This window comes from Sutcliffiella horikoshii (genome assembly GCF_044809035.1).
GTDB classification, from domain to species: domain Bacteria; phylum Bacillota; class Bacilli; order Bacillales; family Bacillaceae_I; genus Sutcliffiella_A; species Sutcliffiella_A horikoshii_G.
The window spans coordinates 3,782,929-3,795,853 of record NZ_CP085237.1 but is presented as its reverse complement, the minus strand read 5'-3'; the positions used below and the strand labels follow the sequence as shown (position 1 = coordinate 3,795,853).

Here is a 12,925-nt window from a genome sequence, read left to right as displayed (position 1 = left end):
CTAAATTTTAATATTCGGACTATTTTACTAGTGTTATAATAGGAAAGTAAATTATGTAATATTATGTAGATTTAGGGGGAAAAAATGAAGACTTCAGCGTGGAAACGATACATAGTTGCTCTTGTTCTTGGTATGGTCGTTCTTGTTACTTTGCCTTCTGTCAATTATGCAAACAGTTTTAATGTCGATAGAATTAATGGGGAAAATAGATATGAAACTGCCGTAGCGGTTTCTAAGAAAGGGTGGACAAGCTCCAATACAGTTATCATTGCAGCCGGAAATCAGTTTCCTGATGCACTTACTGGTACACCGCTTGCCTATTCACTTAATGCACCTATCTTATTAACGCAAAATAATTCTCTACCAAGTGAAACGAAAAATGAAATCACTAGATTAAAAGCAAAGCATGCCATCATCCTTGGTGGAACAAGTGTAGTGACTGCCAATGTGGAAGCTCAGTTGAAAAATGCTGGTATTACAAGTATAGAAAGAATCAGCGGCTCTGACAGATACGCAACCTCTGTTAAAATTGCAGAGAGATTGGCTGGTCAAACGAATACAGCTGTACTTGTTTATGGAAAGAACTTTCCTGACAGCTTGGCAATTGCTGCGCATGCAGCAAGAAACGGCTATCCTATCTTGTTAACGAAGACAGATACTTTGCCAGCTGATACCAAAAGGGTACTCTCAAAATATAAAAATACCATCGTCGTAGGTGGAACTGGTGTCATCTCGGATAAGATAATGAGAGATGTACCGAATGCCAAAAGATATTCCGGGAAAGATCGATATGATACGGTGTCTAAGGTAGTCAGTGGTCTTAACGTGAAATTTGGGGAAAATGTATATGTGGCAACAGGCCAAAGTTATGCAGATGCATTGACAGGTTCTGTCTTGGCTGCAAAGAAAAATTCTTCTTTAGTGCTGGTTCAAAAGGATGCTGTTCCTTCGCCTGTACAAACGGTCTTGAATTCTGTAAGCTCTTCTCAAGCTTCCATCATTGGTGGAACAAGTGCTGTATCAACAAATGTGGAGAATGTACTTGGATTTAACACAGCAGCTCTTGTGAATACCGCTAAACAATACATAGGCACGCCTTATCAATATGGTGGTACAACTCCATCTGGCTTTGATTGCAGTGGCTATATAAAATTCGTATTTGAAAAACACGGTATTAGTACTCCGAGAACGACACGGGACTTATATGCTGGTGGGAAATCTGTAAGTAAGTTAGAGGTTGGGGACATTGTATTCTTCAAAACAGATCCAAGCCACAATGGTGCATCCCATGCGGGTATATATATTGGGGATAATAAATTTATCCATGCGAAATCAGCAGGATCTAATATTGGTGTAACAATCGATGAAATGTCCAATAGTTACTTTTACCCGAGATATTTGGGAGCTAAACGTTATCATTAATAAAAAAGGATGGAAACGAATTGTTTCCATCCTTTTTTATTTAGAAAGTATATAATACTGTTGATTTCCGTTCCAGGCGCTTCGCTTGCCTGCGGGCGGTCCGGGAGCCTCCTCACTCCGTTGCGGGGTCTCCCCTGTCCCTTCCTCCCGCGGGCGTCTGCGCGCCTTCCACTCCAATCAACTAGGTGACTCCATTAATCTGTTGGTTTGTAATGATAGCGGCTTTCCATGTTGTTTTTGGCTGTAATAAAGTAGTCTGGTACAGAGATTTTGCCGATAGAATAGCTTCCAGAAGCAGGGTCCCATTTTTCATAGGCTTCTAATGCTTCCATCATGCGTGATTGTTGGTGTTTGCTTAACAACTGTATTCTGTTATCAAATGGGAAGTTTTCATGCTCTTGCACAGGAAAATAGAATTTTCCGTTTTGAACTGCTTCTGCATCTATCAAGTTGTGTAGGGCCTGTCCTGTTACGGAATGATCCGAATGGGGGTCTTGGTCACTCATAACGTGATGTACGACTTTATCGGAAAGTTTATCTTTTTGGACAATAATCTCTGAAATTTCGTCTTTGTTTAATTTTCCGTCTGGCAGGTCAAGGATTGTCACATTGGATGCTGAAACTCCGAGAGCTTCCACCGCTGTTTTAAATTCCTCTTCTCTTGCATCCCCAAACTCTTCGACTGAAATGGTAGGGTGGCCTTCTGCTTCTAATCTCTCATTTACGGTATTAATGGCTTTGCTTGCTTTGCCCTTAGACAATAGAACAACATGAACATCTTTACTGGAAGATAAAGCATGAATGATAGCTGGTCCCAAGCTAAGGACTTCATCATCAGGATGCGGGGAATAGAATACATCAACCTGATCGGTCTTGGTGGCAGAACAACCTGCCAAAATAATAGTTAGTAGAAGTATTAATTTTTTCATCTGTATTCCTTTCCTGTTCGACAAATATGCTACAATCATTTTATCAAACTTTATCGATGAAAGTGTAGGAACAATTATTATGGCAGTCAATAATTCTAGTAAGAAAAAAAGATATAGATCGATAGATATTACAAGGGGGATTGTCGTCCTCGTAGCCGTATTTGTCAGTGCCTTGCCTGGAGGAGGGGGATACGACTATCTTCGCCATGCATATTGGTACGGTTTGACGATAACAGACCTTGTGTTTCCGGCCTTTTTGACAGTGTACGGAATTGGCTTGGCTATTGTGTACCGGAAAGGCGTGAAGTGGAAAGACCTACTTAGGAGGACTTTCTTATTGGTTCTTTATGGCCTGCTATTTAACTTGATATCTTCTTGGAGCTTTAATTTGGATTCGTTAAGGTTCACTGGGGTGCTGCAGTTGTTTGCCCTTACCGGTCTTGGTGTCGTCATTCTGTCTTATTTGGCTAAAGGCTGGAAAAGTATGTTGGCTCTAGGGTTGCTGATAGCTTCTGTCTATCTGGCGGTTCTCGTGCTTTCAAGTGGAAGTTGTGAAGGGGGAGTTCCACAGCGCGACTGTAACCCTTCTGGTGTAATAGATGGAAAGGTGTTTGGTGAAAATCACATGTATGCGCAAGGAGAGAAAGGATTTGATCCTGAAGGAATTCTATCTATCTTTAGTGCCCTTTCTAATGTAGCTTTTGGTTTTGCGGTGGGGATGGTTCTAAATAGCAGGAAACAGATTTTAACACGGGTATTCGGTATTGCTATTGGGTTACTATCACTGGCATTTGTTTTTAATAACTTTTTAGAGTTTAATAAACGGTTGTGGACTCCTTCATTTGCTATGCTCGCAAGTGGATTGACTTTGCTCCTTTTGGCGATTCTCTTCTATTTAATTGATTTTAAGGAACGAAAGCAGAGCAAGGTGACGGCAATACCACTTTGGTACCTGGAGGCTTTCGGCCGGAACAGCTTTTTAATCTATTTCGGGAAGATGCTAGTGTTCTTGTTATTCGGTAAAATTGTTATTAATCTATTTGGAAGAGAAGGATCCCTTGCTTCATTATTGTTTGAGTTTTTATCAGGGATAGCAGCCTATCCGCATTTCGTTTATAGTGGCTTATTTGTATTGTTCTGGTCCACCGTTGCGGTGGTCATGCATGCTAATAAGAAATATGTGAGAGTGTAAGTTTTGAAGGGAAGAACGTGACAGAGGTTGCGTTCTTTTTTTTGTACCTATATTTTCAAATATCTGCTATAATATTCTAGTATTTAGTAATTAATCTAAATATATCTAGTTTTCTATGCTTTTATTTTATGTGATGGAAGAGAGGAAAAAGAATGAATCGTTGGGAAAAATGGAGTAAGGCTGTTATTCCACTTGCTATTACAGCAGTAGTGGCTAGTTCACCGTTACAAGCGATGGCTTACACGGGTGGAGAGAGGTCTGTTGAAAAGGATTATTCTAGTATCGTGAATCAGTTTAAGAGATTTGCTGATGAAAATGCAGGGAAAAGTTCATTCCAAAAGCAAAAAGAGCAAGCCGCTGTAAGTGAAACAACGTATATCGTTAAATACAAAGAGAAGCTTTCTCCGCAAGAGCATAGAAACGCGGGATCAACTCTTTTGAAAAGTTTTCCGAAGCTTGGTTATGATGTGGTAAAAGTGAATGCCAAATCGAGCCTTCCTCAAACATTGCAGGCATATGAAAAAATGAAAAAAGTATCCTCGGTGACGCCAAGTGTTATGTACCGTAAACTAGGTACTGCAGATCCGAAGGTAAACAATATGTACCACATTGAGCAGTTAGAGGTGTTGAAAGCTCAAGGTCTGGTTGGAGAGAATAGCGTAAAAGTAGCCGTGATTGATTCTGGACTTGATAAGAATCATCCTGAATTAAAAGATAGAGTAGTAGATTCTGTAAATATTGTGGATCCTATGAGGCAGCCTGTCGCTGATCTGCATGGAACGCATGTCGCGGGAATCATTGCAGCGGAAAAGGATAATGGTGTTGGTGGTATTGGAATAAATCCTTCAGCTGAACTGTTGGCAATTGATGTATTCAACGGTGACATGGGTGCGTTCGATTTCTCTGTTGCAGAAGGTATTATTTATGCAGTGGATAATGGAGCGCAAGTTATCAATATGAGTCTTGGCAGTTATGCTCCTTCTCCAATTATTGAAGAGGCCGTCAATTATGCCATAGCTTCTAATGTAACGGTGGTTGCTGCAGCCGGTAACTCTGCATCAAGTGTAAAGGAGTATCCAGCATCTTATAAAGGGGTAATCAGTGTTGGTGCGACAGATGCAAACAAGGAGTTGGCATACTTCTCTACTTTTGGTGCTTCTGTAGATGTAGTGGCACCGGGAGAAAACATTTATAATTCGGCCTATACAGGTAAATCGACATTCATGGAATTAAGCGGGACATCCATGGCATCCCCTGTAGTAGCGGGAATCGCTTCTCTGTTACTGGCAAAGAATCCTGATCTTACCCCATATGAAGTGGAATACTTATTAAAATCCACAGCAGGGGACCTGGGGGAGAAGGGTTATGATCTGAAGTACGGACATGGACTGGTAAACCCTGTAGCGGCGTTAAGTGCTAACACAGATATGATTCCTGAATATGGAGATACCTCTGAAGGTGAAATTTTGGGAGCGGCAAAGAAGGTTAGCTTTAAGCAAGGTAAAGCTTCTGAAACAGGATCCATCACGCAACCGTATCAGCAACATTTTTACAAAATGGATGTAAAAGAAGGAGAGTTTGTTCAAAGCCTACTTGAAGTACCCGAAAAAGCAGATTATGAATTGGTATACAGATTCTATCCTGCTGGGGAAGACAATGCAATGGACAGCTTTACCGTCAACTATGCAGACGTAGGACAAGCAGAAGGACATCTCTATGAAGTAGTTATGGATGGAACACTTGTCATTGGAGTGCAGGATGCAAATGATAATGCAGATGCTAAAAACAAGACAAGCTACACATTATCATTAGAGAAATCTCAAGAATTAAAAGAAGATGGCATCTCCATGGAAAATCCTGTTCTAGTGCCAAGCCTTCCTTTTGAATCAAACGGAGAGCATTACTTAGCAGGTGAGTTTGGGGACCAGGATTATTATGAATTTGAAGTAGAAGAGCTGCAAACAGTAAAGGCGCATGTAAAAGGTGTTCCTGGTGTCGATACTAGTTTGAACGTTTATGTGTATGAAGAAGAGTACGATGAATGGTTCATGATGGATTACAGCAACTATAAAGGACCAAGCCAAGGAGAACAACTGGTATTTGAAGCAATGCCTGGTCTCAAGTACCGGGTAGAAGTAACAAGTATGCCTGAATACTTTGATGAGTTCTTTGGAATGTGGTTTGAAGGTACAGGAAGCTTCTCGTCACATATTCCTTACGAGTTCTCACTGGAAGGAAAGGTATTGCCTGAAGATGTAGACGGTTTTCCATATGGTTTATATGAATCCGAAGAAGAAGTTATAGAAGAGAAAGTGAGAGTAAAAGAATATGCACAAAAACGCCTTGCCAAAAAGTCTGACGAACTAACTCCAGTCCTTGAAGATGACGAGTATGAGGAGTATGAAGAAACAGATTGGTTATGGGAAATGGCGAGACCGTACGAAATTGGTTCCACGGACGAGGAATACATTCAGTATGGGGATGATATCGATCTTTACAAGTTTGAAGTGGATGCAGATGGAATCTATCATTTCCAAGTAGAAGGCTCTGAGGAAATGTCTCCATTCATGGAGCTGTTAGAGTATAACGAGTTATGGGGCTGGTCCACTGTTCAGCTCAACTTTGGGATGACAGGACTTGAAAATTATATACAGTCAGGCCTTAAGGGTGGAAGTAAGTATATCCTCGCTGTATACAATGAGCAAATGCGTGCCACATTTGAACCGTACCAAGTAAGCTCAAAGCTGATATCTGAAGGTACGAATGATGCGAATGAATATAATGACACGGAAGATATGGCAACCATACTAGATGGGGACGTAAAAACAGGTAGCTTTGATATTACCAACGACCTGGATATGTTCTATTTGGAACCGGGAGAGCAAGAAGAACTTTATGCATTCTATGTGGATGTAGATAAAAAATCATCTTCAAAAGACTTACCAACCGACTATAAACCTACTGCTATTGATCCAATGGTCTATATTGTGGAAGACACAAATGGAGATCAATTTTTAGATGAAGCAGAGTTTGGTACGATCAGAGTTTTAGATCGCGGATGGGATTATGAAGGAGAGCACGGGTCCTTCACCCGTAAAGCCGATGCAGGCTATTTCATCGTAATGATGAATTATATGTGGGAGATGAACAAAGTACCTACTGCCAAATATCAGTTAACAGCCGGTCATGTGAATCAAGTGGACGAGGATAAAGGTTCTACTGTGAAAAATAACATTCCTTCCAACCCTATCTCCTTACAACAAGTAGGGGAGTCGGAATGGGAATCCACTGGTTACCTTAACTATGTCGCAAATGGCCAGGATACAGATTGGTATGAGATTCCTTCGTGGAAAAATAGCAGCTTCCATATCGAATACAACGTGCCTTCTGACATTGATGGAAGCATTAAATTGTACGACAAAAAGGGTACTTTGGTTAAAGAATCAAGTATCTATGGACAAGGCGATGCAGAAATTTTAATGACGGTCGGTCAAGAGTCAGGGCCATATTATCTGGCTGTTTCAAGTTCAGATGGAAACCCTAGTCTAAAGCCTTATCATTTGAAGGTCAAAACGGAACTGGCACCAGGAGAAGGGCACAAAGAAAGAATTTCTGGCCCTGACAGATATGATACATCTCTTGCGTTTTCTAATAGAATTCCAGATCACTCCTTGGATGTCGTTTTACTTGCAAACGGCAAGAATTATCCAGATGCATTGGCAGGGGTTGTCCTGAATCAAGTGATGAATGGGACCATCTTACTTGTCAATGATACTGACAAAGTTCAACAAAATGCGATACATGAAGCACAGCGTCTTTTGAAGAAAGATGGCAAGGTGGTTATCTTGGGAGGAACAAGTGCAGTATCTTCCAATGTGGAAAAAAGCTTCAAAAAACACTTTAAAGTAGAAAGAATCTCTGGAGAGAACAGAACAAAAACTTCTATTGCAATAGCAAATAAGGTGAAGAAAAATCCAGAGGAAATTATTGTAGTATCGGGCTTGGACTTTGCTGATGCATTAAGTATCGCTCCATATGCATCAGATAGTATGACGCCGATATTATTAAACACCTCCAAGACCACTTTAACAAAAGAGCTGGAGGATTACGTAAAACAGAATAAAGTGAAAAAAGTAACTGTAATTGGTGGGAAATCTGCCGTTACAGAAGATGCGGTGAAAAAATTGAAAGCTGCTGGAGCCAAGGATGTTTCAAGGGTTTCAGGTACTAACAGATATTTGACTTCGGTAGAAGTAGCCAAGAAGTTCTATCCTGAAACTACTGCAGTGGGGATCTCAAGCGGTAAAGTATTCCCAGATGCCCTGAGCGGAAGCCATTTTGCATCCAAAAATAACATGCCGATTGTGCTGGTTAATGGTACAACGATGGTAAATGACCTTACAACCTATTTAAATGAAGCAAAAGTAAAGCACTATTACATCTATGGCGGGACGAAAGCAGTAGATTCTAATATAGTAAAATAGTTTTACAGAGAGACCTTTCTAATAGGAAAGGTCTCTTTTGTTTGTAAAATATAATATTCAAAATATTTAAAAGATAAACAATTGACTAAAAAGTAAACCCTCTGTAAAATTATAGTGTAATTTGAAATCTTATGTAGGAAGAAAGGAGGACCATCTTTTTACGTATCATTTCATTTTTCAACAAATTTTCGGGGGAGGTTTTTGTTAGTGCAACTGCGTAAGTATTTTCTAGGATTTGTAGCTTTCTTACTTGTGTTCTCCAACTTGCAATTTGCTGTTGGTGCTTCATCGGTAACGAAAACAACTAATGGGCTTGATCTAAACGAAGTAAGAGAGTCTCTTGTCGAAAGACAAAAGTTTGAAGAAGCTGCTGATTCAGCGAAAGCTTCATTTGCTGCAACAGATAAAGTTCGTGTCATTGTAGAATTGGATGGGGAGTCTCCAATTGAATACGCGACAAAACAAAATGTTCTTTATAAAGAATTAAGCGATTCCACTAAAAAGTCTTTGGCTGCTGCAGTGGAAAAGCAACAGGAAACTGTAAAAGGCGCGATTTCTTCTAAAGGATTGGCAATGTCTTACAACCACCAATACACGACAGCTTTTAACGGCTTCAGTGGAGAAGTGGCATTTGGTGACATCGCTAAGATTGAAGAAATCAAAGGGGTGTCAAATGTATACTTAGCGAATGAGTATAACCGCCCTGAAGTGGAACCGGATATGACGACAAGTCATGATTATATCCAGTCCATGCAAGTTTGGGCAGATGCTCATTTTAAAGGTGAGGGAATGGTTGTCTCCGTAATTGACTCCGGAGTAGATCCATCTCACAAAGATTTCGTGTTAAGTGAAGACACGGAAGAATACTTAACGGAAGAACTAGTTGATGGTCTAGTAAGCTCTGAAAGCCTTAAAGGGAAATTCTATACAGAAAAAGTACCTTATGGTTATAACTACTATGATCAAAACTACGAAATTAAAGACATAGGGCCTACTCCTTCTGAGCACGGTATGCACGTAGCAGGAACTGTTGCGGCAAACGGTGAAATCAAAGGTGTTGCACCTGAAGCGCAAGTATTAGGGATGAAAGTATTCTCAAACGATCCTTTATATCCTTCTACTTGGTCTGATATTTATCTTGCAGCAATTGATGATTCTATCAAACTTGGTGCTGACGTTTTAAACATGAGTCTAGGTTCTACTGCTTCTTTCTATGAAGTGGACAGTGCTGAAGACGTTGCGATTACTCGTGCAGTTGAAAACGGTATCGTTTCTTCTGTATCTGCAGGTAATGCTGGACATATCGGTCGCGGATGGGACAACCCGTTGTTCCAAAACCCTGATATCGGTCTTGTAGGGGCTCCTGGTCTTAATAAAGACACGATTCAGGTAGCTGCTTCCGGAAATACTGCATATTTATATGAGCATTCTTTATCAGTTGATGGAACTGATTTCTCTGGTGTTGGTTACGGTATCGACAGCTGGGAAGGTTTGGAGAATGTTGAATTAGTTTTACTTGATGGTCTTGGGCATCCTGAAGATTATCAAGGCGTTGATGTAGAAGGTAAAGTGGTTGTCATGTCACGTGGAGAACTTACTTTCTTTGATAAAACGCAAAACGCTGCTGCAGCAGGAGCAGCTGGTATAGTAGTTTATAATACTAATAACCCAGTATTCTACAAGGATCAAGGTGGTTGGGCTATTCCGTTCATGAAACTAAGCTATGGCGACGGCTTGGCTATCCAAGAAGCGCTTGCGAGTGGAAGTGGAGAAGGAACAGTTGAAGCATTAAATCAACAAGAAAGTCCAGAAATGGGCAGAATGACAGAATTTACTTCTTGGGGTACTACTCCGAGCTTAGAATTGAAACCTGAAATAACAGCACCTGGTGGAAACATTTACTCTACTTTAAATGATGACAAGTATGGAGTGAAAAGTGGTACTTCCATGGCTGCTCCTCACGTAGCCGGCGGTGCTGCACTAGTTCAGCAATACTTAAAAACAGATGAGAAATTCTCTGGATTAAATGCAGAAGAACGTACTAGACTTGCAAAAGCTATGTTGATGAACACAGCTGCAAGTATTGAAGATTTGAATGGAAATGACTATTCTCCTCGCCGTCAAGGTGCTGGTATGATGCAGCTGTTCGCAGCGGTAGATACTCCAGTTTATGTGGTAGAGAAGAATAGTGGAGAAGGTAAAGTAGAATTAAAAGCATTTGATTCTCAAAAAGTAAGCTTTACACTTTCTGCAACAAACGTAGCTGACTATGAAGTGGCATACAAAGTGGATACTTCTGTATTAACAGACACATTCTTAGAGCAAGCTAACGGCCCTAAATTAAATGCTTTAACAACAGGTTCTTTAGAGGGTGCAACAGTAAATGCGCCAAAAGAACTTACACTTAAAGCAGGAGAAACAAAAGAATTCACTGTAACAATTGATTTTTCAAAAGCAAAAATCCCTGGTTACAAAGCAGATGGCTCTGCAACAACAATGGATCTTGTGAAAAATATCTTTGTTGAAGGTTTTGTAACATTATCTCACCCTTACGAAGCAGACCTTTCTGTACCATTCTTAGGTTTCTATGGTGACTGGAGTGCTCCTTCTGTCTTAGACGGATTCATGGCGTTTGGTGAAGATAAGTATTATGATGCAGGATTTGCATCTGATGCAGTGGATAAAAACCTTAAATTTATCAGCCATTTATTAGATGAAGAAGGAAAAGCATTCTATGGTTTGAGCCCTAATGGTGATGCTTGGAATGACGACATCAACTTTATTAATGCATACCTGCGTAATGCCAAAGAAGTTCAGTACAATGTACTTGATGAAAACGGCAAACAGTTGCGCAGAGTCCTTTCATCTAACTATGTAAGAAAAACTTTCTACAATGCTGGAAGTGGATCATACTACTCCCTTAACGCTTCTCGCGCTTGGGATGGGACAGTAAACAATAAAGTGGTTGCAGACGGAAAGTACCATTACGAGATCAAAGCTCTTGTTGATGGAACGGATAAGTGGCAATCCAAGAAAATTCCAGTAGTAATTGATACTACTGCTCCTGAAGTGGAAATCACTTCTTATGACGAGGAAACAGGTGAACTAACTTGGACTGCATCTGATGCAGGAGTGGGAATTCAAGCGATTGTTGTATATGTTAACGGCCAAGCAACACAGCTGCCTGCAGATGCTACAAGCGTGACTGTTCCTAAGTCTGATGTATCTGATATTGAAGTACTAGCAGTAGATAAAGTAATGAACATTGGATTTGACACATTGGTAAATGGTGATACAACTGAGCCAGTTTTATTCTTGCCAACTACTACTCCAGAACCATTCGGAGCTTATAACACAAACGATATCAGAGTAGCTGGTTATGCAACAGATAACGTACGTGTTGAAAAAGTATTAGTAAATGGTAAAGAAGTTGCTCTAACTCCAACACAAGTTGGAAACCAAGTTCGATATGCATTTGATACGTATGCTTCCTTCAGTGGAGATGGTTATCACGATATCCTTGTTACTGCTGTCGATGGAGCAGGTAATGAGTTCGGTATTTCTAGAAAAGTATTCGTTGATACGACTGGTCCTACATTAACTGTAGATGTACCGAAGTTTGTTGATATGGATGTAGAAGAAGTAACAGCTCTAACTTTATTAGAAGACAACTTCAACTATGTTTCTCTACATGTTGATGACAACCATGTATTTGAACAGCCTTTCACAAGCCCTGTTAAGGTCATGGAACCTGCTAGCGTAGAACATGAAACGACGTTAAGCTTGGAGCCAGGTAATAACCACTTCGTCTTCACTTTGACAGACCTAGGTGGAAACACAGTAACAAAAGAAGTAACTGTTTATCGTAATGAAGTTGCAGAGCGTGTAGATCGCTTAAGAGGAGCAGATCGTTATGCTACTGCAGTGGAATTAAGTAAAGAAGGCTGGGAGCAGTCTGATGTAGTAGTAATTGCACGTGGAGACAACTATGCCGATGCACTTGCTGGTGTACCGTTGGCTCATAAACACAATGCACCACTACTATTGACGAAAACTGCTTCTCTACCAGATGCTACGAAAGCTGAGATTGCAAGATTAGGAGCGAAGAAAGTCTACATCCTTGGCGGAACTGCAGCTGTAAGCAAAGATGTGGAAGATACTTTCAAAGCACACGGTCTTGAAGTGAAGCGTCTATCTGGTTCTGACAGATGGTCTACTGCTGGGGCGATTGCGACAGAGGTTGCACCAAACGGAGCGAACGGAGTAGTTGTTGTTAATGGCAAGAACTTCCCTGATGCTTTATCTGTTGCTTCTTATGCAGCACAAAACGGCATGCCGATCTTGTTAACAAACCAAGATGAATTACCAAAACAAACAAACGCAGCATTAATCGCGCTTAGCCCTAAACAAGCTATTGTCGTTGGTGGAACTGCAGCTGTTTCTGATAACGTATTGAAATCCCTACCAAATCCTAAGAGAATTGGCGGAAAAGACCGTTACGAGACTGCTGTAAATGTTGCGAAGCATTTTGATTTAGATGCAAACCATTACTATGTTGCAACTGGAAAGCAGTTTGCAGATGCTCTAGCTGGTGCAGCACTTGCTGCTAATGACCATACTGGTATTTTACTAGTTGGTACTAGCGTTTCTGAGCATGTTGAAGGATTCTTAACTTCTGAGGGAGTAGATGCTTTAACTGTAATTGGTGGAGAAAATGCTGTTTCTGCTACAGTGTTTGAGCACTTAGCAAAAATCGTAAAGTAATAGATTGAATGTGATGAAGCCGCCAGAGGGTAACCTCTGGCGGCTTTATTCGTTGTTGGAAGGAGGATCTGACATATAGTGCTTTTGGTTTATTTTAATTAAAGGATATGAAGAAAAACCTTGATTTGTCGCAA

5 protein-coding genes are annotated in these 12,925 nt (G+C 40.6%); 4 read left to right on the top strand and 1 reads right to left on the bottom strand.

The features are described from left to right. The first annotated feature begins 84 nt into the window (after positions 1 to 84). Positions 85 to 1,422 carry a cell wall-binding repeat-containing protein gene (locus tag LG307_RS19650; RefSeq protein WP_404445551.1) on the top strand — a complete coding sequence of 446 codons (1,338 nt, stop codon included), beginning with the start codon at positions 85 to 87 and terminating at the stop codon, positions 1,420 to 1,422. 194 nt (positions 1,423 to 1,616) lie between these two features. On the opposite strand, the gene LG307_RS19645 is transcribed toward LG307_RS19650, so the two are convergent. Next, positions 1,617 to 2,351: a PIG-L deacetylase family protein gene (locus tag LG307_RS19645; protein ID WP_404445549.1), complete on the bottom strand. Its 735-nt coding sequence runs from the start codon at positions 2,349 to 2,351 to the stop codon at positions 1,617 to 1,619. Between the two features lie 79 nt (positions 2,352 to 2,430). Here LG307_RS19645 and LG307_RS19640 point away from each other — a divergent pair, with 79 nt between their 5' ends. The 3 genes from LG307_RS19640 to LG307_RS19630 all read left to right on the top strand — a co-directional run bounded on the left by LG307_RS19640 (position 2,431) and on the right by LG307_RS19630 (position 12,791). Then, positions 2,431 to 3,543, top strand: coding sequence for a heparan-alpha-glucosaminide N-acetyltransferase domain-containing protein (locus LG307_RS19640; protein WP_404445546.1), 1,113 nt, complete (start codon positions 2,431 to 2,433; stop codon positions 3,541 to 3,543). A gap of 152 nt (positions 3,544 to 3,695) precedes the next feature. Next, a complete protein-coding gene (locus tag LG307_RS19635) occupies positions 3,696 to 8,027 on the top strand; it encodes a S8 family serine peptidase (RefSeq protein ID WP_404445543.1) in 4,332 nt (1,443 codons plus the stop codon). Between the two features lie 207 nt (positions 8,028 to 8,234). After that, the gene (locus LG307_RS19630; RefSeq protein ID WP_404445540.1) at positions 8,235 to 12,791 is read left to right on the top strand and encodes a cell wall-binding repeat-containing protein; all 4,557 of its coding nucleotides are present in this window, start codon (positions 8,235 to 8,237) and stop codon (positions 12,789 to 12,791) included. Positions 12,792 to 12,925: the final 134 nt, after the last annotated feature.

Coding starts and splice junctions, on each gene's coding strand:
- LG307_RS19645 (WP_404445549.1), bottom strand. CDS start 2,351: ATGAAAAAATTAATACTTCTACTAACTATTATTTTGGCAGGTTGTTCT.
- LG307_RS19650 (WP_404445551.1), top strand. CDS start 85: ATGAAGACTTCAGCGTGGAAACGATACATAGTTGCTCTTGTTCTTGGT.
- LG307_RS19640 (WP_404445546.1), top strand. CDS start 2,431: ATGGCAGTCAATAATTCTAGTAAGAAAAAAAGATATAGATCGATAGAT.
- LG307_RS19635 (WP_404445543.1), top strand. CDS start 3,696: ATGAATCGTTGGGAAAAATGGAGTAAGGCTGTTATTCCACTTGCTATT.